General features: G+C 69.2%; 23 protein-coding genes. 11 read left to right on the top strand and 12 right to left on the bottom strand.

Translation table 11 applies throughout. The annotated features are described in order from the left end of the window. Positions 1-211: 211 nt before the first annotated feature. Positions 212-3,787: a protein kinase domain-containing protein gene (locus tag VZQ01_RS29070; RefSeq protein ID WP_408891816.1), complete on the bottom strand. Its 3,576-nt coding sequence runs from the start codon at positions 3,785-3,787 to the stop codon at positions 212-214. Between the two features lie 341 nt (positions 3,788-4,128). Here VZQ01_RS29070 and VZQ01_RS29065 point away from each other — a divergent pair, with 341 nt between their 5' ends. Both VZQ01_RS29065 and VZQ01_RS29060 read left to right on the top strand, forming a co-directional pair. Further along, positions 4,129-4,428: a hypothetical protein gene (locus VZQ01_RS29065; protein ID WP_426745270.1), complete on the top strand. Its 300-nt coding sequence runs from the start codon at positions 4,129-4,131 to the stop codon at positions 4,426-4,428. Positions 4,429-4,573: 145 nt separating this feature from the next. Next, a complete protein-coding gene (locus tag VZQ01_RS29060; RefSeq protein ID WP_223748537.1) occupies positions 4,574-4,990 on the top strand; it encodes a response regulator in 417 nt (138 codons plus the stop codon). A 2-nt stretch (positions 4,991-4,992) separates the two neighbouring features. On the opposite strand, the gene uraH is transcribed toward VZQ01_RS29060, so the two are convergent. From uraH to VZQ01_RS29035, 5 genes are read right to left on the bottom strand one after another with little or no spacing between them, the layout of a single operon-like run. Continuing rightward, positions 4,993-5,337, bottom strand: coding sequence for a hydroxyisourate hydrolase (gene uraH, locus VZQ01_RS29055; protein WP_223748536.1), 345 nt, complete (start codon positions 5,335-5,337; stop codon positions 4,993-4,995). Next, complete coding sequence (uraD, locus tag VZQ01_RS29050) at positions 5,334-5,843, bottom strand: 2-oxo-4-hydroxy-4-carboxy-5-ureidoimidazoline decarboxylase (protein WP_223748535.1); 510 nt, start codon at positions 5,841-5,843, stop codon at positions 5,334-5,336. Before uraD ends, uraH begins: the two co-directional genes overlap by 4 nt. Next, positions 5,840-6,862, bottom strand: a complete 1,023-nt coding sequence (gene alc / locus VZQ01_RS29045) for an allantoicase (protein WP_408889385.1) — start codon at positions 6,860-6,862, stop codon at positions 5,840-5,842. Before alc ends, uraD begins: the two co-directional genes overlap by 4 nt. A 28-nt stretch (positions 6,863-6,890) precedes the next feature. Continuing rightward, a complete protein-coding gene (gene allB, locus VZQ01_RS29040) occupies positions 6,891-8,258 on the bottom strand; it encodes an allantoinase AllB (protein WP_426745269.1) in 1,368 nt (455 codons plus the stop codon). Beyond that, positions 8,255-9,700 (bottom strand): FAD/NAD(P)-binding protein, encoded by a 1,446-nt coding sequence (locus tag VZQ01_RS29035; RefSeq protein ID WP_426745268.1) that lies wholly within the window; start codon positions 9,698-9,700, stop codon positions 8,255-8,257. Before VZQ01_RS29035 ends, allB begins: the two co-directional genes overlap by 4 nt. A gap of 212 nt (positions 9,701-9,912) precedes the next feature. Here VZQ01_RS29035 and pruA point away from each other — a divergent pair, with 212 nt between their 5' ends. Both pruA and VZQ01_RS29025 read left to right on the top strand, forming a co-directional pair. Further along, the gene (gene pruA, locus VZQ01_RS29030; protein ID WP_426745267.1) at positions 9,913-11,568 is read left to right on the top strand and encodes an L-glutamate gamma-semialdehyde dehydrogenase; all 1,656 of its coding nucleotides are present in this window, start codon (positions 9,913-9,915) and stop codon (positions 11,566-11,568) included. A gap of 6 nt (positions 11,569-11,574) precedes the next feature. Further along, positions 11,575-12,423 (top strand): aldose epimerase family protein, encoded by an 849-nt coding sequence (locus VZQ01_RS29025; RefSeq protein ID WP_426745266.1) that lies wholly within the window; start codon positions 11,575-11,577, stop codon positions 12,421-12,423. A 10-nt stretch (positions 12,424-12,433) separates the two neighbouring features. On the opposite strand, the gene VZQ01_RS29020 is transcribed toward VZQ01_RS29025, so the two are convergent. From VZQ01_RS29020 to VZQ01_RS29010, 3 genes are all read right to left on the bottom strand, one after another. Next, the gene (locus VZQ01_RS29020; RefSeq protein WP_426745265.1) at positions 12,434-12,979 is read right to left on the bottom strand and encodes a hypothetical protein; all 546 of its coding nucleotides are present in this window, start codon (positions 12,977-12,979) and stop codon (positions 12,434-12,436) included. 8 nt (positions 12,980-12,987) lie between these two features. Beyond that, positions 12,988-14,346, bottom strand: coding sequence for a SitA5 family polymorphic toxin (gene sitA5, locus VZQ01_RS29015; protein ID WP_434223583.1), 1,359 nt, complete (start codon positions 14,344-14,346; stop codon positions 12,988-12,990). A 91-nt stretch (positions 14,347-14,437) separates the two neighbouring features. Continuing rightward, the gene (locus tag VZQ01_RS29010) at positions 14,438-15,265 is read right to left on the bottom strand and encodes an alpha/beta fold hydrolase (protein ID WP_426745263.1); all 828 of its coding nucleotides are present in this window, start codon (positions 15,263-15,265) and stop codon (positions 14,438-14,440) included. A 189-nt stretch (positions 15,266-15,454) separates the two neighbouring features. Between VZQ01_RS29010 and VZQ01_RS29005 the strand changes: the two genes are divergently transcribed. Continuing rightward, positions 15,455-15,745 (top strand): hypothetical protein, encoded by a 291-nt coding sequence (locus tag VZQ01_RS29005; protein ID WP_426745262.1) that lies wholly within the window; start codon positions 15,455-15,457, stop codon positions 15,743-15,745. A 17-nt stretch (positions 15,746-15,762) separates the two neighbouring features. Here the strand turns inward: VZQ01_RS29005 and VZQ01_RS29000 are convergent, their stop codons facing one another. Further along, complete coding sequence (locus tag VZQ01_RS29000) at positions 15,763-16,704, bottom strand: LysR family transcriptional regulator (RefSeq protein ID WP_426745261.1); 942 nt, start codon at positions 16,702-16,704, stop codon at positions 15,763-15,765. 82 nt (positions 16,705-16,786) lie between these two features. Between VZQ01_RS29000 and VZQ01_RS28995 the strand changes: the two genes are divergently transcribed. Genes VZQ01_RS28995 through VZQ01_RS28980 form a run of 4 tightly spaced genes read left to right on the top strand, consistent with a single transcriptional unit; the run spans position 16,787 to position 20,565 of the window. Continuing rightward, complete coding sequence (locus VZQ01_RS28995; RefSeq protein WP_426745260.1) at positions 16,787-18,022, top strand: acyl-CoA dehydrogenase family protein; 1,236 nt, start codon at positions 16,787-16,789, stop codon at positions 18,020-18,022. Between the two features lie 6 nt (positions 18,023-18,028). After that, complete coding sequence (locus VZQ01_RS28990) at positions 18,029-19,114, top strand: phosphotransferase family protein (protein WP_141323568.1); 1,086 nt, start codon at positions 18,029-18,031, stop codon at positions 19,112-19,114. Next, positions 19,114-19,806, top strand: a complete 693-nt coding sequence (locus tag VZQ01_RS28985; protein ID WP_426745259.1) for a histidine phosphatase family protein — start codon at positions 19,114-19,116, stop codon at positions 19,804-19,806. The genes VZQ01_RS28990 and VZQ01_RS28985 overlap by 1 nt, the downstream gene beginning before the upstream one ends. Positions 19,807-19,818: 12 nt before the next feature. After that, entirely contained in the window at positions 19,819-20,565 is a 747-nt protein-coding gene (locus VZQ01_RS28980) for an SDR family oxidoreductase (RefSeq protein WP_426745258.1), read from the top strand. Between the two features lie 15 nt (positions 20,566-20,580). Here the strand turns inward: VZQ01_RS28980 and VZQ01_RS28975 are convergent, their stop codons facing one another. Together VZQ01_RS28975 and VZQ01_RS28970 are read right to left on the bottom strand one after the other, a co-directional pair. Next, positions 20,581-21,336 (bottom strand): dienelactone hydrolase family protein, encoded by a 756-nt coding sequence (locus VZQ01_RS28975; protein WP_426745257.1) that lies wholly within the window; start codon positions 21,334-21,336, stop codon positions 20,581-20,583. A gap of 241 nt (positions 21,337-21,577) precedes the next feature. Further along, positions 21,578-22,393, bottom strand: coding sequence for a helix-turn-helix domain-containing protein (locus VZQ01_RS28970; RefSeq protein ID WP_426745256.1), 816 nt, complete (start codon positions 22,391-22,393; stop codon positions 21,578-21,580). A gap of 179 nt (positions 22,394-22,572) precedes the next feature. Here VZQ01_RS28970 and VZQ01_RS28965 point away from each other — a divergent pair, with 179 nt between their 5' ends. Next, on the top strand, positions 22,573-22,947 hold the full coding sequence (locus VZQ01_RS28965) for a hypothetical protein (RefSeq protein ID WP_223748519.1): 375 nt from the start codon (positions 22,573-22,575) through the stop codon (positions 22,945-22,947). Positions 22,948-22,953: 6 nt separating this feature from the next. Further along, positions 22,954-24,534, top strand: a complete 1,581-nt coding sequence (locus VZQ01_RS28960; RefSeq protein ID WP_426745255.1) for a hypothetical protein — start codon at positions 22,954-22,956, stop codon at positions 24,532-24,534. The last annotated feature ends 5 nt before the right edge of the window (positions 24,535-24,539 follow it).

The raw sequence follows: 24,539 nt of genomic DNA, 5'->3' as shown, positions 1-24,539 counted from the left end.
TGTTCGCCGTGACACCTGCGCGTGACGTGAGGCGGCGTACCTTCCGGCTCCCGCGCAGCGCGGCACCACACCCCTCCAAGAGAGCATCGCGTCCCGTGCGTTGCCAGAGCGCGCAGTGCTCCCTCAGCGGTGCTGCGTTTCACGTGGGCTCGCGCGCCCGCACGTCGCCGGAGCGTTCCGTCCATGATGCGGTCACTTCACGCGAGCCGTCTCAAGCGCTCCGTCGGGACTCCGCGCTGCGCTGGAGCGCGCCACGCAGCGACGTCGCCTGGGCCAGCAGGTTCGACGCCCGCGCCTCGGTGAAGGCCGTCTCCGCCGCCGTCAACTCCGCCACCGCCGCGTCCATCGTCATCGCCCGCTCCGCGAGCGCCAGGCGCACGTGCCCCACCTGCAGCACGTTGCCTGTCAGCTCCGCCAGCGCGAGCGCACGCTTGAGGTGCGTCAGCCCGTCCTCGCCCGGCAGCAGCGCGGCCATCGCCCGGCGCGCCAGCACCTCGTCCCAGGGATTCGCCAGCACCGGGTCCATCGACCGCGACAGCGCCGTCTGCGCCGCCTCGCGCGCCGCCTCCAGGTGGCCCTGCTCGCGCTCGAAGCGCGACTGGTAGACACGCAAGAGCGTCTCCATCCGGAGGCCACTCTCACGCGCCGCCGCCAGCGCCCGGGGCAGCGACTGGCGCACCGCCGCCGCGTCCTCGAACAGCACGTCCCGGCACGCCTGGTACGTCTGCACGTGGCACTGCAACCAGCGGTCCTCCGGCAGCACCCGCGCCAGCGCCTCGCCGCGCGCCACCACCGCCGCCACGTGCTCGTGCTCGCCGCGCTCCAGGTAGTAGGGCGGCGTGAAGATGGCCAGGTTGCGCTCCATCAACCGGGGGTTGCCCAGCCGGCGCACCAAATCACTCTTCTCCGTGAACGCCGGCACGAAGGCCGCCGCATCCCCCGTGAACGCCGCGCGCGTCACCACCGTGAACAGGTGGAAGGCCCGCACGTCCGTGAAGCCGTGCGCCTCCGCCACCGCGTAGCCATCCCGCGTCGCCTGCGCGTCCAGCGGCTCGCCGCGCAGCGCCAGGTTCATGTTCATCATGTAGCCGCCCATCCCCAACGCCCACGCCAGGCGCCGAGGCAGCCGGCCCATCACCTCGCGCAGCCCGCGCAGCCGCGTGAGCTGCTCGAACTGCGCCTCCACCACCCCCGCCGAGCGGCCCGTGTACGCGCTGAGCACCGCCGGCGCCAACAACGTCGCGGCCCGGTACGGCGACACCTCCGGCTGCTCGCGCCGCACCCGCTCCAGCAACGCGTCCAAATCCTTCGTGCGCCCGACGATGGCCAGCGCCATCGCCTGGAGGATGCGCAGCTCCGCCTGCTTCCAGAAGATGTCCGCCGGCGCCACCTGCGCGTCCGCCTCGCGCTCGCGGAACAATTCCCTCAGGCGTGCCGGCCGCTCGTCCTCGGGCGCCGAGCACGCCCCGTCGAGCTGCGCGAGCGCGACCCGCCGCCCCTCCTCCAGGTCCACCGTCGACGCCCAGTGCGCGAAGAGCTTCTCCGCGAAGGCCAGCGAGCTGGGCGGGTCACTCGCGTAGCCCACCTCCACCAGCGTCACCCAGATGCGCAACAGCAGCCTGTCGCGCCCCGGGAAGTCCGGCGCGGACTCCAGCAGCGTGGAGGCCTCCTTCAAGAGCAGCGTCGCCTCCAGCAACGCCTGCGCCTCCATCGCCGCGCGCCCCGCGTCCAGCAACGGACCGATCGCCAGCTCCGGCTCCGACGAGCGCAGGTAGTGCCACCCCACCGTGCGCGTCAGGTCCGGCCGCTGCGAGTAGAGCGTCTGCAGCGCCAGCGCCACCCGCGCGTGCGCCGCGCGCCGCTCGTCCTCCGACATGCTGTCGTAGACGGCCTGGTGCACGGTGTCGTGCGTGAAGACGTACCGGCCCTCCTCTTCCTGGAGGAACTGCCGCTCCACGATTCCATCCAGCACCGCGAACAGCTCCGACTCCGGCAGGTCCGCCAGCGCCCGCACCATGGGCAGCTCCAGGCTGCGCCCCGCCGGCGCCAGACGCCTCAAGAGCGACACCTGCTCCACCGGCGCGGAGGACAGTCGCTCCAGCACCGCCGCCTGGATGCTCGCGGGCAAGGGCCGCGTGTCCAGCCCCTCCTCCGCCGTCCAGCGTCCACCCACGCGCGTCAGCGCGCCCTCCTCCACCAGCGCGCGCAGACACTCCGTGGCGAAGAACGCGTTGCCCCCCGTCGTCTCGTGCAGCCGCGCGACGAAGCTCTCCGGCACCTCCAGCCCCGGCAGCGCCAGCCCCACCAGCGTGCCCACGTGCTCGGCCCCGAGCGGCTCCAGGTCCATGCGCCAGGTGAGCTTCTCGTCCACCGTCTGGAACGCCAGGCTCAGCCGGCTCAGCTCCCCCGAGCGGAACGTGCACACCACCATGCCGCGCGTGCCGTGCAGCGCGCGGATGAGCACGTTGAGCACCTCCAGCGACGCGGTGTCCGCCCAGTGCAGGTCCTCGAAGCACAGGACGAACGTCATCCGCTTGCCCAGCCCCTGCACCCACTCCGCCAGCGCGCCGAAGAACCCCAGCTTCTCCTCGCCCGGCACCTGCGCGACGCCCGAGCCCTCCGCCGACATCGCGGGCAGGAGCCTCGCGAGCCTCGGCGACAGCCGCTCCATCACCTCCGTGGGCGTGTGCGGAATCAGCGCGCGCAGCGCCTGCGCGATGGGCGTCAGCGGCGCCTGCCCCTCCGCGCGACACTGCCCCCGTCCGAACGGCAGCTCCGCCAGCTTCGCCTGCAGCTCGAACTCCTGCAGCAGCCGCGTCTTGCCCACACCCGCCGGAGCGCCCAGCAGCACCGCGCGCGACTGGCCCCAGTCCGCCTCCGCCAGGCCGTTCATCAGCGACTCCAGCTCCGCCGCGCGCCCCACCACCTCCGGCACGTGCAGGTAGCTGGAGCGCGCCGACAGGGGCTCCTCCGGCATCGGCTCGCCGCTGGCGTGGCACAGCGCCTCCATCAGCTCGGCGGCGTCCTGGAAGCGCTCGCGCGGGTCCTTCGCCAACAGCAGGAGGATGATCTCCTCCAGCTGCGGGTCCACCGGCCCCAGCGAGGACGGCTTGGGCGGCGGCCGCGTCAGGTGCTCGGCGAGCAGCGCCGCGGGCGTGTTGCGCTTGAAGGGCAGCTTCCCCGTCACCAGGTAGTACGCCATGACGCCCAGCGAGTAGAGGTCGGCGCGCCCGTCGATGCTCGCGCCGCGCTGCCACTCGGGGGCCAGGTACTCCAGCGTGCCCTTGAGCTTGCCGGGGCTCGGGGTGCCCAGCTGGTGCATCACCCCGAAGTCCATCAGCTTCACCGCGCCGGAGCGGGTGATGCGCACGTTGCTCGCCTTGATGTCGCAGTGCACGTACAGGCGCGAGTGGATGAACGCCAGCACCTGCGCCATCTGGAGGAGCACCCGGTACAGCGTGCGCGTGTCCAGCGGGGACTCGCGCGCCAGGGTGCTCAGGTCCTGCCCGTCCACCACCTCCATGGTGATGAAGCGGTTGCCGGCCTCCGTCATCCCCCAGTCGAACACCTTCAGCGTGCCGGGGTGCTGCAGCTTCTTCATCGCGAAGAACTCGTGCCGGAACATCAGCACCAGCTCCTCCGTCTTCGCCGCCGTCAGCCCCGCGGGGACCTGCATCTCCTTGAGCGCGACCTTGCGCCGCTCGTGCAGGTCCTCCGCCAGCCAGATGCGGCCCATGCCGCCCTCGCCCAAGAGGCCCTCCACCCGGTAGCGGCCCGTCACCACCATTCCGAGCTCCAACGAGCGTCGCACGCCCGCGGCGTCCCCCGGCAGGGTGACGGGCGTGCGGATGCGCTCCCCCCACGTGCTGCTCGGAGGACGGCTGCGCTCGTCCAGGACGGTTGTCTTCTCTTCGTCGCTCACGAAGGCGGGACCGGAAGGTCGGCAGAATCCAGAAGTCGATGGAATATCACGTTTCCATGTATCGGGACACGCTCCGACGACACGGAAGAAACCCCTGCCCCCCACCGCCCAGGCAGGCGGCCTGATATCTGCCAGCACTTGTCCCGCGCATCGGGACTTCGGAGGTTGAGTCGGGCAGGCAACACCCACACCCAGGCAGGTGCAACATGGCGGGCACTCCTCGAGGACCCAACGACACGCGGCCGACGCGCGGGGACTTCCAGCCGAGGAATCGCGGCGAGGTGGAGGACGCGCAGGATGAGGGCGCGCGCGACGTGAGCCGTCGGCTCGCGGACGAAGACGCCGGGGACGTGGACCCCACGCGTGACACGGACTGGGAGGCCCGCGTGGAGCGCGGGGAGGAGTGGACAAACGAGCAGGTCCCCGAGCGCGAGGCCCGCGGCGACGAGGAGCCCGACTCGGAGGTGTCCCGGCGCGGCCTGGAGAATCCCCCGCCCGAGGAGTAGGCCTCCCACGCCCGCTCGGCCTTGTACCTCCGTCCAGGGGTGGGGGCAGACCCCTTGCGACGGCGGGCGCGGTGCGGTGATGCTCGTGGTTTCGGACGGTCGTCGCCCCACGGCGCGCCGCCGGCACCGGAGGAGCCCGAGCACCGTGAAGCCCAAGGTCCTCATCGTCGAGAACTCGTGGACGATGCGCGAGACACTGCGCCTGCTGTTGTCCGGGGACTTCGACTGCACGGCGGCGTCGAGCGGCGAGGAGGGCCTGGAGAAGGCCCTGGCCCAGCCGCCAGACCTGCTCCTGTCCGACGTGAACATGGAGGGCATGGACGGGTACGAGCTGTGCCGCCGCTTCCGTCAGGAGCCCTCGCTCCAGCACATCCCCGTCGTCTTCGTCAGCGGCTTCGCGCCCCGCTCGGACAGCGACGCGAGCCTGCCCGTGCCGGATGCCTACCTGGTCAAGCCCGTGAAGCCCGCGCTGCTCATCGCCGAAATCCACGCGCTGCTGCAGCGGGGGAGCGCGCCCGTGTCGGCGGCGGCCCCCACCGCGCAGGTCGTCACCAAGGCCTGAGGTCAGCTCCCCCGGTAGGTGGAGTAGCCGAAGGGGCTGAGCAACAGCGGTACGTGGTAGTGCTCGTCGGGCGCCCCCAGCTCGAAGACGACGGACACCGACGGATAGAAGCCCTTCACACCGAGCGAGCGGAAGTACGCGCCCGTGTCGAAGGACATCCGGTAGACGCCTGTCTCCACGCGGGCGCCCGCGGGCAGGAAGTCGCGCACGCGCCCGTCGTCGTTGGTGACGCCCCGGGCCAGCTCCTTCCAGTCGCCGTGGGCCCCCTGCAGCTCCAGGGTGATGGGAACACCGGAGGCCGGGCGGCCGCGGTGCGTGTCGAGGACATGGGTGGACAGGGTGCTCATGACGCCAGCAGCTTCTCCAATCGGATGCGGGTGATTTTCGCCTGCTCACCGGCGGCGATGCGCAGCTCCTCGTCCGGGGCGTTGCCCAGGCGCGCGCGCAGCAGGCCGAGCATCTCCTGGGCGCTCTTGCCCGTCGCGCACACGAGGAAGATGAAGCCGAAGCGCTCCTCGTAGGCCTGGTTGCCATCGGCCAGGCCCTGGAGCACCTCCTCTCCCGCGCCGCTCACCCCGCCCTGCTCCTGCGAGGACCAGCTCGCCGTGGCGGCGAACTTCGCGCGCAGCGAGGCCACGTCGCCGATGCGCGGGTGGTGCGTGAAGGCCTCGCGCCAGTCCTCCGGGCCCGTGCGGCTCCACTGCTGGGAGGCCTCGGAGAACAGGTGCTCGGCGTCACGGAAGGGCCGCGCCTTCGTCATCGCCTCCGCCCAACGCGAGGCACCGCAGCAGCGCTTCAGCTCCGCGCGGGCCTCGTCGGGGGGCAGCGTGTTGAGTCGCTCGAGCGCGCTCACGCCGGACGTCCGTGGACGAGCAGCCGGCTGACTCCGCCGTCGGGGAAGATTTTGAGGCGCACGTGGGTGAAGGGGCCCTTCGCCTTCAGCTCGGCCTCGAAGTGGTGACGGTGGTCCGCCTGGAGCTTCGTGCGCGGCAGCAGCTCCGTCCACGCCAGGTCGTGCGCGTTGGCGAAGTCCACCAGCGGCTCGCGCAGGTAGAGGCCTTCGAGCGACGCGCTCTCCGGGAAGTTGCCCTTGTAGAAGGCGGTGTCCACCTCCACGCGCTCGATGGTGCCGGGCACGGCCAGCTTCACGACAATCCAGTCGAAGCCCGGCAGCAGGCGCTTGCGGCGCGTCTCCCAGCCCTCGCCCATGTTGGCCGCGCGGCCGGGCAGGATGAGGTTGTCCTTGGTGCCGAAGAACGCGTCGTTGCACGCCACCACCGTGCCGCCGTTCTCCGCCGCCGCCAGGTCCACCGCGCCCTTCTCGCGCGTCAGCCGCGCCAGGTCCGGCCGCACCTCGCCGTGCACGCGCAAGCGCGCCACGCCGCCGTCCGGGTAGATGTTGAGGCGCAGGTGCGTCCAGCGCCGCTCGTCGGCAATGGCGAAGAGGTTGCGCGTGCCACCCTGCAGCTTGAGCTGCGGGAGGATGCGCGTCCACGCCGCGTCCACCAGCGACTCGGGCGACGGCGAGCCTTCGACCTCCAGCGCGTCCACCGAGGCGTACTCGGGGAAGTTGCCCAGGAAGTGGTTCGTGTCGATGTCCACGCCGCGAATCACGCCGGGCAGGCCGAGCTTCAGGATGCACCAGTCGTGGCCGGGCACGCGCTTGCGGCGCGACTCCCAGCCGTCCATCCACTTGCCCTGCTCGGTGTACTTGTCCGGGATGAAGACGCCTCGGCCGGGCTTGAGCAGGTTCTCCTTGCCGGCGAAGAACTCGTCACTGGCCAGCAGGGCCTGTCCGCCGACCTTCTCGGCGGCCAGGTCGATGAGCTCCGTGAAGCCGACGCGCAGCTTCCCCTCTTCGGGTGCATGCATTTTCGTGTGTTCTCCCGATGGAATGATGTCAGGCGGCGATGCGCGCCGAGGACGGCCGGCGCACCCAGCTTCCCGTGGGACGCGGGAAGGGCTGCCCGCGCTCGTAGATGGTCTCTCCGCGCAGCAGCGTGCGCTCCACCACGCCCGCGAGCGTCCTGCCCGCGTACGGCGTCAGGGGATGACGGTGCTGGAGCCGTGACGGCTCGACGGTGAAGGTGGCCTCGGGGTCGAACACCACGAGGTCCGCGTCCGCGCCCGGCACGAGCGAGCCCTTCGTCCCGCTCAGGCCCACCAGTCGGGCCGGCGCCTCGCACATCCAGCGCACGAGCGACTCCAGACCGTGGCCCCGCCTGCGCGCCTCGGTCCACACCGCCGACAGGCTGAGCTGCAGCGACGCGATGCCGCCCCAGGCCGCGCCGAAGTCACCGCGCTCCAGCAGCTTGAGCGCGGGCGTGCAGGGCGAGTGGTCCGACACCACCAGCTCGATGTCTCCGCGCGCGAGCCCCTCCCACAGCCGCTCGCGGTTCTCCGCCTCGCGGATGGGCGGCGCGCACTTGAAGTGGGTCGCGCCGTCCTCAATCTCCTCGGCGGTGAAGCTCAGGTAGTGCGGACACGTCTCCACCGACACGTCCAACCCCTCGCGCCGCGCATCGATGAGCAGCGGCAGTGCGTCCGCTGAGGACAGGTGGACGATGTGCACGCGGCAGCGGTGCTTTCGCGCCAGCTCCATCATCATCCGGATGGCGTCCTGCTCCCAGCTGCGAGGCCGGGACTCGAGATAGGCACGGTACGTGCGAGCCCCCTCTGCGCGGACCTCCGGGAGCGGTGACTCCAGCTCCGCGTGCACGATGAGCGGCACGCCGCGCCGCGCGAGAATCGGCATGGCCACGTCGAGCACCGCGCGGTCCGCGGGAGGGAACTCATCCACGCCGGAGGGGCACAGGAAGCACTTGAAGCCCGCGATGCCCGCGTCGATGAGCGCCTCCAGCTCGTCCGCGTTGCCGGGAATCACGCCGCCCCAGAAGCCATGGTCCACCTGGCTTGCGCCCCGGGCCGCGTCCGCCTTGAGCTTCAGCGCGTCGAGCGTGGTGGTGGGCGGCAGCGAGTTGAGCGGCATGTCCACCACGGTGGTGATGCCTCCGGCCGCCGCCGCGCGCGTGGCGGTCTCGAAGCCCTCCCACTCGGTGCGGCCGGGCTCGTTGATGTGCGCGTGGCAGTCCACCACGCCGGGCATCACCACGTGATGGCCCACGTCCGTCACCGCCAGCGCGCCGAGCGCCTCGGAGGGCCCGGCCACCTTCTCCACGCGGCCGTCCTTCACCACCACCACCGCCTCGCGCAGCCCACCGCCCGCCAGCACGCGGCGACTGCGCAGCCCGAACTCACCCCTGCTCATGGCTCGAATTCCCTCTCGTCGAAGCATTCCAGGGAGCGGAAGAACGCATCCCGGTCATCCAGGTAGAGCTGCCGCGTCACGCCCGCCGTCAGCTTGGGCAGGCTGTACTTCATGCCGGAGATGCTCGCCCCGCCGAAGCCCAGCGAGAGCAGGCACCCGAAGGTGTAGTTGAAGATGGAGCGGAGGTACGGCGCGCGGCCCGGCTGCTTCTCCTGCAGCTCGAAGCCCGGCCCCAGGTACGGGTGGCGCAGCAGGTCCGCGTGCGACTGCCCCTCGGGCGGCGTGAAGCGGTCCTTCCAGAGCGCGATGTCCGTGTGCACGTTCGCCAGCTCCGGCCGCAGCGACAGGTCCGTCACCGTGCCGCTTCCGACGATGAGCTTGTCGAAGGTGTACTGCCCCTGCGGGGTGGTGATGCGGGCCTGCCCGTCCACCACCTCGGCGTCCAGCCACGGGCTCTGGGCGTGCAGGTGGAACTGGGGGAAGGCGCACGCGCGGCGGTACGTGTCCGCCGGGGGCAGCTGCCCCATCTCGAAGATGCGGTGGATGAAGCGCCACTTGTCCGCGTCCGGCAGGTCCGCGTGGTGCTTGAGGAAGCCGACGAACTCCGCCCAGCGGTACGGGTTGATGCACGGCAGCGACTTGCGCCGGTAGAACAGGTGCACCTCGCCGGCACCGTGCTCCAGCGCGACGGAGGCGTTGTCGAACGCGGACGCCCCCGCGCCGAGCACGCCCACCTTGCGGCCGCGCAGGGCCTCGAAGTCGATGTCCTCGCGTGTCTGCGCGTACAGTTCGCGCGGCAGGTTCGCCACGATGGATGGGACTTCCCAGCGCCCCGAGCCGTCGATGCCCGTGGCGAGCACCACCTTGCGCACGAAGAGGACCTCGGTGGCGCCGGTGCGCAGGTCCTCCAGCGGCACGTGGAAGCAGTCGTCCTCGGCGCTCCAGGTCAGCGCTCCGGCGCGCGAGCGGCAGCGCACGGGGATGTTCAGCGTGCGCCGGTACCAGCCGAGGAAGTCCGCCCACAGCTCCTTGGGGATGCGCTCCAACGACGCCCAGGCGGCCTCGCCGTACTGGGCCTCGAACCAGGACTGGAAGCTGAGGTTGGGCAGGTTGTGGTCCGGCCCGGTGAGGTGCTTGGGCGTGCGCAGCGTGTGCATGCGCGCGAACGTCTTCCACGGCCCCGCGAGGTCCTGCTCGCCGTCGTCCACCACGAGCAGGTTCGTCACCTTCTCGCGCAAGAGCCCGAAGGCCGCGGTGAGGCCGCTCTGCCCGCCTCCGATGATGAGCACGTCCAGCACGGCCTTGCCGTCACGGGTGTGTCGCGGGAGCACCCAGGAGCGCTTCGGGTACTCCAGCCGCTCCAGGTCCCTGCGGAGCGCGTCCTCCAGGGCGGGGAGGCCGGAAGGAGGCGGCATCGCGGGGCTCGGAGGCGGGATGCGCATGCCTCCATCGTAACCGCGCGCTATGTCGCCCGGTCAATGTGCCCCCCTCCCTGGGTGTGGGCTGACAAGGGGCTCCCGAGGGAAATAGCCGGGCGCGTCAGGGGTTGACAGCGGGTGTCCGAGCGCTGACGACGGCCCGCTTCGACGCTTCCCCGGAGGAGCCGGTTGGTTATGCTCCCCCGCCCTTTTCGCTCCGTCCCGAGGTCATTCGCGTGATCAACGCCTTCCCCCGCGTCCCGGCTCCCCGCAACGAGCCCATCCTCCCCTACTCGCCCGGTTCGCCCGAGCGCCGCGAGCTGCAGGCGACGCTCAAGCGCATGAGCGGCGAGCAGATCGACATCCCGCTCATCATCGGCGGCAAGCAGGTGCGCAGCGGCAAGACGGACACGGTGCGCATGCCTCACCGGCACTCGCACGTGCTGGCCACCCTGCACGAGGCGGACGCGAGCCACGTGGAGCAGGCCATCCAGGCGGGCCTCGCGGTAAAGGAGGACTGGGCGCGGATGCCGTTCGCCTCGCGCGCGGCCATCTTCCTGCGCGCAGCCGAGCTGCTCGCCACGCGCTACCGCCCCATCATCAACGCGTCCACCATGCTGGGGCAGTCGAAGACGGCCCACCAGGCGGAGATCGACGCCGCGTGTGAGGCCATCGACTTCCTGCGCTACAACGTCCACTTCGCCGAGCAGATTCTCGCCATCCAGCCGGAGTCCTCGCCGCAGACGTGGAACATGTTGGACTACCGCCCGCTGGACGGCTTCGTGTTCGCGGTGGCGCCGTTCAACTTCACGTCCATCGCGATGAACCTGTGCACGGCGCCCGCGCTGATGGGCAACGTGGTGCTGTTCAAGCCGTCGTCCACGTCGGCGCTGAGCGCCTGGTACTTCATGGAGATGCTGCGCGAGGCGGGCCTGCCCGACGGCGTCATCAACATGCTCAACGGCGACGGGCCCACGGTGGGCAACCCCACGCTGGCCAGCCCCCATCTGGGCGGCATCCACTTCACCGGCTCCACGCCGACGTTCAACACCATGTGGAAGACGGTGGGAGAGAACATCGGCAAGTACAAGCAGTACCCCCGGCTGGTGGGTGAGACGGGTGGCAAGGACTTCATCGTGGCGCACGCGTCCGCGGCGGACGACGTGGAGGCGCTCGCGGTGGCCATCGTGCGCGGTGGCTACGAGTACCAGGGCCAGAAGTGCTCGGCGGCCAGCCGCGTGTACGTGCCGGAATCGCTGTGGACGAAGCTCAAGCCGCGGCTGCAGGCGCTCATCGGCGACATCCGCATGGGCGACGTGACGGACTTCCGCAACTTCATGGGCGCGGTCATCGACGAGAAGTCCTTCAAGAAGGTCTCCTCGTACATCGAGCTGGCGAAGCAGGACAAGGACGCGAGCATCGTCGCGGGTGGCGAGACGGACCGGAAGGAGGGCTGGTTCGTGAAGCCCACGCTGGTGCAGTTGCAGGACCCGCGTCACCGCATCATGCGCGAGGAGGTCTTCGCGCCGCTGGTCGGCGTGCACGTGTATCCGGATTCGAAGTACGTGGAGACGCTGCGCGAGGTGGACCAGAGCGCGGCGTACGCGCTGACGGGGGCCATCTTCGGGCGGGACCGGAAGGCCATCGACACGGCGATGAGCGAGCTGCGGCACGCGGCGGGCAACATCTACATCAACGACAAGCCCACGGGCGCGGTGGTGGGACAGCAGCCCTTCGGAGGCTCGCGTGCGTCGGGGACGAACGACAAGGCGGGCTCGCTGCTCAACCTCATCCGCTGGACGAGTCCTCGGACGGTGAAGGAGAACTTCGCCCCGCCGACGAAGGTGCCGTATCCGTTCATGGACAGCGACCCCCACGATGGGGGTATCTAGGCTCGCATGAGCCGAGCATTCCCGGGCATCGCGGGGCTGGAGACGTACTCGCTGAAGGGTGACGACTGCTGCGTGGAGGTCATCCCTTCACGCGGCGCGCTCGTCACGAGCTTCATGGTGGGGGACGAGGACATCCTCTACCTGGATGAAGCCACCGTGGCGGACCCGACGAAGAACGTGCGCGGGGGCATCCCCGTGTTGTTCCCCAACGCGGGTCCGCTGCCTGGGGACACGTATCCGGCGCATGGCAAGTCCTTCAGCCTGTCGCAGCACGGCTTCGCCCGGAAGATGGCGTGGGCGGTGCGGCAGGCGGAGGACTCGTTGTTGGTGCTGGGGCTGAAGTCCAACGAGGAGACGCTGCGGGTCTATCCGTGGGAGTTCGACGCGCAGCTCACGTTCTCGCTCGTGGGGCGGAGGCTGACCATCGACTTCGACATCCAGAATCCCGGGATGGAGCCGCTGCCCGTGCACCTGGGCTTCCATCCTTACTTCCGGGTGCCGGACGCGGCGAAGTCGGTGACGACGGTGGAGACGGACGCGACACACGGCTGGGACAACCGGACCAAGCGCGAGGTGCCGTTCACCGGGTGGGATTTGACGGCGGACGAGGTGGACTTGCACCTGCGAGACCACTCGAAGCAGGAGACGCGGCTGTCGCGTGGGCCGGGGCTGCGCCCCATCCACCTGTCGTGGAGCCCTGAGTTCAAGGTGATGGTGGTGTGGACGCTGAAGGGGAAGGACTTCGTCTGCGTGGAGCCGTGGACCGCCGCGGCGGGTGCGCTCGCGACGGGCGAGGGGCTGCTGCACGTGCAGCCCGATGAGCGACTGTCGCTCGCGTTCGATATCGAGGTGTAACGGACTTCGGTCAGGGCAAGCGGCTCCTGAACTGGAGCCAGTCCTTCAGCTCGGGGTGCTTCTCCACCACTCCGGACTCAGAGATGTGCGCCAGTGTATTGAGCGCGCTCTTCATGTACCGCAGCTTGAGGAGTGTCTGCGTCGGGATGGTGCGCCAGTCTGGGGTGGCCAGGAGCTTGGCCGCCTCGTCCATCGACATGACGATGAGTCCTTGGAACCATCTGTAGATGACGTCCGGGTCCAGGACGGCATCTCCCGCCCGTGCACCGAGTTCTCCAATCATCCACGCTCGCAGGCTCATCTCCGAGAGTCGGACGGAGTGGGCGTTGTCACCAGCCTCCAGTCCTGCGAGGACGCCATAGATGTGCAGGGCGACGTGTGCCCAGTCCAGGCTCCGCTCTTCCCTGGCCCGAGCAGCCGCAGTGAACGCGAAGCCCACCCAGTTGAAGCTCTCGCCCTGCACGGGCGCGCCGATGACCAGCCCGTCGAGCCATGTCCGAACCTGGGGAAGCGGCCACCCCAGGACGGTTTGAAGTTGGGAGGTCTTCGGTTCCATGGTCGTCCTCACGGGGGGAATGTAATCCCGTGCCGCGCAAATGCCCTCCGTCCGATTTCGAGGGCGCTGTCACTCACGGCCTTCGACACCCCGTTCAGGAAATGCCCGCTCAAAGGCTCAATCCGGATCCCGAAACGGGTCGTGCCATGGACCGCGAGTTCGGCTTCGCCGGCAGCCAACACGGGCCGCCCACCACTCGCGACAGCATGCGAGATTTCGACGCCCTGCCATCTGTACGGGATGACCTGGAGCTGATTGTCCGCAGTGACCACCCACTTGATGCGCTCCTCGCTCGCGTAGCGCATGAAGTCTGGAGAATCGACGCGGACAGGCCGGACACCCAATTGCTCGGCCATCTCCAATTCCGAGGCGAGCTGCTCTGGCATCTGATTCTCATGGAGCGGCTCCTGGGACGGCCTGCCAGGACTCGCTTCGTCCTGGCCGCCCCGTGTCCGAGCAGACATCGCGACCGCGTTGGGGGCGAGCCCCACCGTCAGGACGCCCTCCGCGACAGCAATGGAGCGGACTCCCCCAGACATCACCGCGGACCACAGGAAACCCGCATTGACCTCCGTCGCCAGCACCGCACGTGCGAAGCCAGGAAGCAGGGGGCCTTTCGATGCCAGGTTCGCCGCACCGCCGCCCAAAGCCGCGGTGAGGGCCATGATGAGGACACGTGCGCCATTCGCGCCCATCACCTCTCCAAAATCACGCCCTGCATCCTCCAGTCCCCGAAAAGACGTCGCACGCGCTGAATCGGCGGACAACCGCTGCCAGCCCATCACGAGGTTCGTGAATGCGTCCAAGCCGATGTACGCGATGACATAGGTCGTCAAGGCGAGGGCCACGAGCTTCGTCACCGGCTCGGGCGCCACAACAAGGAGCATGTAGGCAGCCATGGCCGAGGTGATCATCGCCTTGAGCACCAGTGGGTTGACAAACTCCTGCACTGCCTGCTGAACCCCATCCCAGACCCCGTCCCAGGCAAAGGACAAAGCCATCTTCCGGCGCACATCGGCATCCAGGAAGGTAAAGCCGTCCTCCAACAACGTGAGGCATTCGCCAGGATCATCCTGACGAGAGCACCAGGCACCGTAGTCCCTTCCACGCGAGGGGGATTCCGCCGCCCACGTAGCCCGCTGGAGTCGTGAACGGCTCGCTTCTTCGGGACGTACCGAGAAGCGCATCTCCAGGACGAGGCGGGTCATCGCACGCTGGAAGTCGCCAGGGTCTACATCAATGGGACTGACCCGCTCAGGAGGTGCGTAGAGGAGGGGCTCACCCTCCCCTGTATCCAAGCGAACCACTCGAGAGGTCGCACAGCCGAACGAGAGGCACGCCAGCAACACCGAGACCCAACGCAGCATCTTCTCGCTCCCGCAATCGAGTTCTCACGACAAGAGCAGGGGGAGAACTAGCAGCAGGGTCCGACAACCCCAGCGAAGCAGCTTGGGGGTGTCACTGGCGCGGAGTCATCCTCGGCACCCATTCTCGCATCGCAGAGGCCACGGCTTCCGGACGTTCAATCCAGGGGAAGTGCGCGGCTCCTGCCACGGTCCTGTGGAGGATGTGCGGTCCCTGGAAAGCGGCCCGTGACCACGGTGTCTGCTGGACGATGCGGTCCTCGGCGCCGCTGATGATGAGCGTGGGCAGCGTGCGCGGCCACCACGTGTGGACATACGTCTCGTCGAAGTTCCGGTCCGACCAGTCCACCGCCGCGCGGTTGTAGGGCATCCGTCGCAGCAGCTCTCGCCCCTCCGTCACGCCCTCCGGCGTGAAGTTCCACTCCGCCGACGCCACCGCGATGTCTCGCAGCCGCTCATCCGTGCGCTCGGATTCGTAGCGTTGGGTCGCCGCGTCGACCTCGGGCAGCGGATGCCGCTGGGTCATCTCGAAGAACGGCGCACGCCAGCCCGCGTCCGGCGCCGTGCTCACGAGCACGAGCCCCACCAGGAGCGACTCCAGCTCCGGCACGGACAGCAGATACATACCTCCCGTGGAGTGCCCCAGATAGACACAGTTCGGAAGCGCCTGGGCAGCCTCGATGAGCACCCTGGGCCACACGTCATGGGGATTCGCTGGCGCCCCCGGAGGCGAGACATTGGACCCGTCTCCTGGCAGGTCCACCATCCAGCACGTCCCCGGGACATCCAGCGCGTCCGCCAGTCCGAACAGGCTCTCCGCGCCAATCCCTGGCCCGCCCGGGAGGAACAGCCAGTTGAAGGCCCCCGGACGGGCACCTCGTCGCCGGAGCCGAACGCCTGATGCCGTGAAGAACTGTTCCATCGTGCTGCCTGGAGGCATTGCCCGCCCCCTCCCTCACCGCGTCATCGATGCAAGAACCGCCGGACACCTGCCTCCGCACCCCCAAAGCTCGCACCCACGGCAGCGTCCTCCGACGAGTGAACCTGCGTACAATATCCCACCGATGCGACTGCGACGATCCTCTCTTCACTCGCGCAGGGAGGAATCACCATGTCGAATCGCATGTCGTGGTTGGCTGGAGTGGGCGCATTGCTGCTCGCGATGGGCTGCGGCCCCATCGAGGATGAACGCGCCGAGGTGCCCGTCCTGGACGACGCCCCCGTCGCGGACGGAACCGTCCACGCGACCGGGCTGGTGAACTGCACCAATGAATGTCGAGAAGAGTCCATCCAGTGCATCGCGGACTGCAAGCTCACGCTGACCGACCCACTCCCACTCATGATCTGTTTCAACGCCTGCGCGGGCGATTTCGCGGACTGCAACCTGGACTGCGTGAACTGAAGAGACCTTCACTTCCATCACGCGCCACGCCGCGGCCCCATCAGCACCTTCGCCAGGGACTGCAGTTCCGAACGCAACCACTGACTCCGAGGCTCGCTGTCTTCGGAGCGGTGCCAGTACAAATGCAGCTCCAGTCGCGGCAGCGCGAGCGGCATGGGCAGCAGGTGCAGGTCATCGTCAAGCACCCCGTTGATCTCCTCCGCTCTCCGCCGGGGCATCGTCAGCAACAAATCCGAGCCCGATACGATGCGGCACGCCGTCTCGTAGTGCCGACATCGCACCGTGACCTCCCGCTGATACCCCAGCCGGCTGAGCACCAGGTCCTCCACCGCCAGCCCCGTGCGCCGCGAGGACACCGTGACGTGCTTCGCCGCCATGTACGCCGCCACGTCCAACCGCCTGCGCTTGCGACTCACCACGCAGAACGCATCCCGCGTGAAGGCCGTATGCCGCAGCTCCGCGCTCGTCGGCTGCTCCACGTCGATGGCCAGGTCCAACCGCCCCGAAGCCAGGTCCCGCTCCAGCCGCGTCCGCTCCAACCGCACGCTGCTGATGCGCGCCTCCGGACTCCGCTCCTGAAGCCGCGCCACCAGTCGGGGCACGATCGACGGCTCCAGCATGTCGCTCATCGCCAGGGTGAAGGTCCCCACGTCCCGCGCCGGCTCGAAACCTCGCGTGTGGTGCACCGCCTGCTGGAGCAGCGCCAGCGCCTCCCGAATCTCCGGCGCCACCCGCTCCGCCAACGGCGTCGGCGCCACGCCCCTCCCCTGCCGGACGAACAGGGGCGCCCCCAACTGCTCGCGCAGCCTCGCCAGCGCGTGGCTCACCGCCGACTGACTCAGGAACAGCACCTCCGCCGCGCGCGTCAGATTCCGCTCCCGATAGACCACGTCGAACACCCGGAAGAGGTTGAGGTCCGGAGGCCCGGGGCGCCGAGTGGAATCCTGAACTGGGCTCATGACGACACATGACCAACATTCAGTGGATTCAACAAGGGCCGGGTGCCAAGGATGAGCGCCTCTCGTGAGAGGAGGCAGCACCGTGGACTTCGAGCCGAGCGCCAGAGGCAAGGACTACCTGGAGCGCGTGAAGCAGTTCATGCGCGAGCACATCGAGCCCAACGAGGCCCGCTACTACCAGGAGGTCATGGAGGCCTCGCGCGGCGGTGACTGGAAGACCTGGCCCGTGTCCTCCGTCATGGAGGACCTCAAGGCCAAGGCCCGCGCGGCCGGGCTCTGGAACCTCTTCCTCCCCGACGAGAAGCTCGCCCCGGGCCTGTCCACGCTCGAGTACGCCCCCATCGCCGAGGAGACCGGGCGCAGCCTCATGGCCCCCGAGGTCTTCAACTGCAACGCCCCCGACACCGGCAACATGGAGGTGCTCTGGAAGTACGGCACCCCCGCCCAGCAGAAGCAGTGGCTCACCCCACTGCTCGCCGGCGAAATCCGCTCCGTCTTCTGCATGACCGAGCCCGGCGTCGCCTCCTCCGACGCCACCAACATGGAGGCCACCGCCGTCGTCGAGAAGGACGAGGTCGTCCTCAACGGCTCCAAGTGGTGGACCACCGGCCTGGGTCACCCCAAGGCGAAGATCGCCATCTTCATGGCGCGCACGCCCGACACCGGCGGAGACCGCCACCACCAGCACTCCATGGTGCTCGTGCCCCTGGACTCGCCGGGCGTGTCCATCAAGCGCATGCTCCCCGTCTTCGGCGAGTACGACGCCCCCCACGGCCACGGCGAGGTGCACTTCACCAACGTCCGCGTCCCCGTCTCCAACATCATCGGCGGCCCCGGCATGGGCTTCGAGATCGCCCAGGGGCGCCTGGGCCCCGGCCGCATCCACCACTGCATGCGCTGCATCGGCGCCTCCGAGCGGGCGCTGGAGCTGATGATCGACCGCGGCATGAACCGCACCGCCTTCGGCAAGCCCCTGCTCAACCTGGGCGGCAACCGCGAGCGCGTGGCCGAGGCCCGCATCGCCATCGACCAGGCCCGCCTGCTCACGCTCTACGCGGCGTGGAAGATGGACCAGGTGGGCGCCCTCGGCGCGATGACCGAAATCTCCGCCATCAAGGTCGTGGCCCCCAGCGTGCTCCAGCGCATCGTCGACGACGCCATCCAGATTCACGGCGGCGCGGGCGTGTCCAACGACACGGTGCTCGCGGGCTTCTTCGGCCAGGCGCGCACGCTGCGGCTCGCGGACGGCCCGGACGAGGTGCACAAGGGCGTCATCGCCCGCATCGAGCTGGCCAAGCGCGGCTTCTCCAAGAGGTGACGCACCATGGCCACCCACGCCGCCCCGAAATCCACCCTGGATTCACCCAGCTCCGTCCGCGCCGGTGAGGAGCTGAACGTCCCCGCCGTCGATGCCTGGCTCAAGAAGCAGGTACCGACGCTCGAGGGCCTGCCCACCGTGACGCAGTTCTCCGGCGGCGCGTCCAACTGGACCTACCGGCTCAAGTACCCCAAGCGCGACCTCATCCTCCGCCGCCCTCCCGCGGGCACCAAGGCGAAGTCCGCGCACGACATGTCGCGCGAGTACCGCGTGCAGAAGGCGCTCCGGCCCGCCTACCCGTTCGTGCCGGAGATGGTGGCGCTGTGCCAGGACGCGTCCGTCATCGGCGCGGACTTCTACGTCATGGAGCGCATCGAGGGCATCATCCCCCGCGCCAACATGCCGCGCGGGATGAACCTGAGCGCCGGCGAGACGCGCAAGCTGTGCGTCAACGTCATCGACAAGCTGCTGGAGCTGCACGCGGTGGATGCCCAGGCCGTCGGCCTGTCATCGCTCGGCAAGGGCGCGGGCTATCCCCGCCGCCAGGTGGAGGGCTGGTCGGACCGCTACGAGAAGGCGCGCACGTGGAACGTGCCGAGCTTCAAGTACGTGCGCGACTGGCTCAAGGACCACATCCCCGACGACATCGCCACCTGCGTCATCCACAACGACTGGCGCTTCGACAACGTGGTGCTGGACCCGGGCGAGCCCACGCAGGTCATCGGCGTGCTCGACTGGGAGATGGCCACGCTGGGCGACCCGCTGATGGACCTGGGCAGCGCGCTCGCGTACTGGGTCGAGTCGGATGACGACTTCTTCATGCGCGCCACGCGCCGTCAGCCCACGCACATGCCGGGCATGATGAGCCGCCGGGAGGTCGTCGACTACTACCTCCAGCGCTCCGGCCTGAAGCCCGCCAGCTGGACCTTCTACGAGGTCTTCGGAATCTTCCGGCTCGCCGGCATCATCCAGCAGATCTACTACCGCTATCACCACAAGCAGACGCGCAACCCGGCGTTCAAGAACTTCTGGACGCTGGTGACGTACTACGACTGGCGCTGCAAGCGGCTCATCAAGAAGGGAGGGCGGTGATGGGCGTGGTGTACCTCATCCGCCATGGACAGGCGTCCTTCGGCGCGGAGGACTACGACCAGCTCTCCGAGACGGGCTTCGTGCAGGCGCGCGTGCTCGGCGAGGCGATCAAGACGCGGCTGCCCCGCCTCGACGCGGTGGTGGCCGGCACGCTCACCCGCCACCGGCAGACGGCGGAGACGTGCCTCGCCGCCATGGGCGTGGACCTGCTGCCCACCCGCAGCCCCGGCTTCAACGAGTTCGACCACGACGAGCTGGTCGTCCGCCACACCCCCCGCTACGCCAACCACGCCGCGCTGGCCGAGGACCTCGCCTCCACGCCGGAGCCGCGCCGCGCGTTCCAGGCGCTCTTCACCGAGGCCGTGGCCCGCTGGGTCGCCGGCAAGCACGACGCCGAGTACACCGAGCCCTGGCCCGTGTTCCGCGAGCGCTGCCTGCGCGCGCTCGACGCGCTCATCCAGGGACTGGGGCCGTCCAAGACGGCGCTGGTGTTCACCTCGGGCGGCCCCGTCACCGCCATCTGTCAGCAGCTGCTCCAGATTCCCGACGAGCACGCCTTCCGGCTCAACTGGACGCTGGCCAACTGCGGCGTGACGAAGGTCATCTACAGTGAGCGCGGGCGCTACCTGTCCTCGCTCAACGAGCACACGCACTTCGAGGGGGCGAACCAGGCCCTCATCACCTACCGCTGAAGGAGTCCGGCCATGCGAAGGAACATCCTGATTACGGGCGCGAGCTCCGGACTGGGTGAGGGCATGGCCCGCGAGTTCGCGGCGCGGGGACGCAATCTCGCGCTGTGCGCTCGACGGACGGACCGGCTGGAGGCGCTGCGCACGGAGCTGCTCTCGAAGCACCCCGGCATCCAGGTCTCCGTGCGGGAGCTGGATGTGAACGAGCACGAGCGGGTGTTCGAGGTCTTCGAGGCGTTCGCCCAGGACCTCGGCGGGCTGGACCGCGTCATCATCAACGCGGGCATCGGCGTGGGGAAGCGCATCGGCACGGGTCACTTCGCCACCAACGCGAAGACGGCCCAGACGAACTTCGTGGCCGCCGTGGCTCAGTGCGAAGCGGCCGTCGGCATCCTCCGCAAGCAGGGCCACGGACACCTGGTCACCATCTCCTCGATGAGCGCCATGCGCGGGCTGCCCCGTCACCTCACCGTGTACGCGGCGACGAAGGCCGGGCTGGCCACGCTGACCGAGGGCATCCGCGCGGAGCTGCTCGGCACGCCCATCAAGGTCTCCACGATTTATCCCGGCTACATCCACACGGAGCTGAACGCGGGGGCGAAGAACCTGCCCTTCGCGGTGGACTCCGAGCGGGGCTCGCGCGCGCTCGTGAAGGCCATCGAGAAGGAGCCGGCGAGCGCCTACGTTCCCGGATGGCCGTGGGGCGTCGTCGGCTTCTTCCTGCGCAACCTGCCGCTGAAGCTCGTCGCGAAGATGTCCTGAGTCCGAGCAGGCGGCTCACCGGGGCCCGGCGTCCACGAAGACCTCGTCGAGGAACGCGCGCATCGCGGCCCAGGTCCGCCGGGCCGCGTCGGGGTGGTACTGGAGCCCGGCCTCGGGGTTGTGGAGCCCTGGATAGGTGAAGGCATGCATCGCGTGGCCGTGCGCGTGGAGCTGCCAGTCCGCGCCCGCCTCCGTCAGCTCGCGCGCCACCGCGAGCACGTCCTCCTTCGAGCTGGTGGGGTCCTCCCAGCCGTGCAGGATGAGGACCTTGGCCGTGATGGAGGGCTGAGGCCCGAGCCTCGGCGGCACGAGGACTCCGTGGAAGCTCACGGCGGCCTTCAGGCCCGGCACGGCGCTGCGCGCGAGGTCCAATGCGCAGAGGCCACCGAAGCAGTAGCCGATGACGACGATGCGCTCCGGGTCGACCCGCGGATGGCGCAGCGCGGCCTCGAAGCCAGCGACCATCCGGCGACGCAGCATCGCTCGGTCCTCCATGAAGGGACCCATCAGGCGCGAGTTGTCGTCCGCGACGCCGCCTCGCACGCCCTTGCCGTACACATCCACCGCGAAGCACAGGTAGCCCAACGCGGCGAACTCCTCCGCCTTCGCGCGGATGGGCGCGTTGAGTCCATCCCAGGCATGCGCCAGGAGCACGCAGGGACGTCGGCGGTCCTCCCGACGGTCCCAGGCCACGTATCCCTCACAGAGGGTCTCTCCCTCGCGATACTCCACGGGCTCTCCGTGGATGACTGCCTCCTGCCGTCCCGACATCACCGTGTCTCCTCGCTGCCTGCGAAGCGACAATCTGGAGCCGGGCGCGGCGCGGGTCTTGAACGAATGCGACATGCCCGTGGGCCCTCCGCTCACGCGAGCGGCGCCCTTGTCGCGATGATTCGCCTCCATTCCTCGCCGCGGCCCTGCCGTCGCGGGGAGGCGCGCTGGTGCGGCGCCGTGCCCGCCGGCGACGCATGGGGTCGACGTTCTTCAGGGCGCAGGCACGCGAGCCCGCCCTTCAGAAGAAGTGCGCGAGTCCGTCGGGCGCGGCGTCTCGCGCCTGGGCGAAGTACTCGGCGAGGATGGACCACTTCCTCCGCTCGTACCGTCCCGGCGTCACGCCGAGGTAGCGACGCCACTGGCGAATCTGGTGGGCCTGGTCGCTGAACCCCTGCAGCGGGTCACCCTGCCCCGTCTGCGTCGCATGGAGGCTCGCCTGGACGCGGTCGAGCCCGAGCAGTTGCTTGGGCGTACAACCCACGTGCGCCCGGAACCACCTCTCCAGCTGTCGCGTCGACACCCCCATTCCTCGCGCCGTCGTGCTCACGCGAGAGGTCCTCGCCAACGTCGCCCAGGCCCTTTCGAGCCGCTCCAGTTCACCGCCCATCCGCATCCGCTGGAGCAGCCACGCATCCAGCCGGTCCGCGACCCGCCTGGGAGTCCCCGCCGCCGCGAGGTCGTCACAGAGACGTCGCGCGGGCCCGTCCCCCAGCAGCCCGCCCAGCTCGATGAGGTCGTCACGGCTCTCCAACCCCGTCGAGGGAAACAGCCGCGCCAGTCCTGGCGGCCGCAACATCACCATGACGAAGGAGCACCCCTCCCCGGAGCTCCAGCTGCGCGGACGACTCTGGACGCCCAGCAACGAGGCGCGCGGCGCTCCGGCCGAGAACTCACTCCCACACGGTCGGCCGAAGTTGAGCGTCAGCACCGCCGCCGCGGTGGGCGTGGTGCGGATGGGCTTGCCCTCGTACGAACCCTCCAGGTCCTCGATGAACCAATAACCGAGGACCTGCGGCGAGAGCGTGGTGTGCGGAGCCAGGGCGAGGAAGGCCATGTGACGGAATCCCGGGACGACCCTACACAATGGCAGACGCGTCTCGAAGGTCGTCGACGACCCGTGTGGACTCCACCCTACGCACCGCCGACGTTGACGCCGGCGTTCGAGCCCACGCTAGACTCCCCGGCTTACGGGCTTCGCGTGACTCCGCGAGCCTTTTCGAGGGGGAACACCACATGGGACTCAAGCAAGCCATCGAGAAGCTCAACACGGCGGTCGACGACCTCGTCACGTTGGAGGTCATCACCTACACCGGTCAGGTGAAGCACATCATCAACACCACCGGCGGCAAGCCCACCATCGACTGGGACAACCTGACGACGAGCTCCGTGGGAAGCGCGACGACCCAGGCCACCATCAAGCTCGTCGCCGCGACGCAGGTGAAGTTCGACGGCGACATGAAGCTCTTCCAGACCGATGAGCAGGACATCCCCCGGCTGCAGGAGCTGCTCGACCTGCATCGCAAGTCAGTGGAGACCAGCATCGCCGCGCGCAAGTCCGTCGTGGACTTCTTCGGCGACCTGCTCAAGGACATCGTCAAGAAGGGCTGAGCGACGATGCCGTCCTCTCCCGAGTCGGTCCGCATCGCGGCGCTGTTCGACGCGCCGACACGGCTCCCCGCGGCGCGAGGCGTGCCGCTGAAGGGCCGTGGGCTCGACCCGTTGGAGACCGCCATGAACCTGGAGGAGAACCTCCAGGTCCTGGAGCAGCACGCGGGGCTGGTGCCCCTGTCGGAGCTGACGCCCTCGTCGCAGGGCGCAAACTACGAGCGCTACAAGCTGGTGGTGCGCGCCGTCCGCCTGCGCCTGAGTCACCTGGGCTACGACGTGGGGGACCCCACCAGCGACAAGATGGACGCGGCGCTGCTCAAGGGCCTCAACCCATTCCGCGTGGACATCGGGCTCGCGCCCAGCGGCGCCACCATCGAGCAGGCGACGTGGGATGCGCTCCAGGAGCTCGTCACGTTGGAGGACCCGCTCGACATCGACCGGTGGTACCCCGCCCATGGCGTGGCGAAGCCCGTGCTCCTGCGCGCCGCGCAGCTGCGGCTGACGACGCTGGGCCTGCGCGACAACGTCAAGGTCGACCCGAGCGACGCGAACAACCTGCGCATCCAGTTGGCGCGCTTCCGGGCCGTGATGTTCGAGCTGGGCCTGACCGCGTCCTCGAGCATCACCGAGCGGGAGACGCTGCGGCTGCTGATGTCTCACGATGAGCTGCTGGAGAAGGTGGCCCAGGGCACGCCCGAGCTGCGCAGCTTCCTCCCCGAGCGGGAGCTGGAGGAGAAGAAGCTGCCCACCGCGTCGCGGCGCTTCCTCCTGCGGCTCGCGCGCAACGAGCTGTGGCTGAACGGCTACCCGCTGGGAGACATCCGCGAGCCCGTCATCGCGTCGAAGCTGCGCAAGGCGCTGGACCAGTACTGGAGGAACAGCCCGGCGCGGCCCACGTTCGAGGCGCTGGTGCTGCTGCACACCACGCAGGTGACGCCCGCGCTCTTCGAGGACTTCGTGCGCCAGCAGCGCGAGGAGGACGTGTCCTCCGACGACCTCGTGAAGTTCGTCGAGAACAACCAGGCCGAGCTCCAGGACTACTGGACGAGCGAGGTCGACAACTCGGACTTCTTCCTCTGGGACGGCATCAAGCGCACCTTCAAGTGGCTCAAGCGCCAGGTGCAGCGGCTCGGTGAGACGGTGGTGAGCATCTTCCGGTCCGTGGGGGAGTTCTTCAAGACGCTGGCGCGCAACGTGTTCCGCTCCCTCTTCCAGGTCGCCAACGACGTGCTGGGCGCGATTGGCCGCGCGGCCACCGCGTTCGCGGATGGCGTGGGCATCTTCCTGAGCGGACAGCTGCTGCCTCCCGCGCCCCGGCTGGACATGGGCTGCCGGCTCAACATGGACTGCGACACGGTGCTGTTCATCGACGCGCAGGCATCGGTGGCGGACGCGCGGCAGCTGCTCGGGCGCCTGGAGCGGGTGTCGGCGGCCATCGGGCTCGCCGGGGCCGTGCTGTCACTCGTCATCCGGCTGGTCAGTCGGGCCGTCTCGGGGGTCATCGGTTGGCTGCTGCTGATCGCCACCCTGGTGCAGTCCGCCCCGGAAATCATCGCCAAGGTGTCGGCGCTCGCGGCGCTGGGCTGAGCCGC

This window comes from Myxococcus faecalis (genome assembly GCF_050039385.1).
Lineage (GTDB): Bacteria > Myxococcota > Myxococcia > Myxococcales > Myxococcaceae > Myxococcus > Myxococcus fulvus.
Note: the sequence above shows the minus strand (reverse complement) of the source record. Positions and strands in the feature narration are given on the sequence as shown.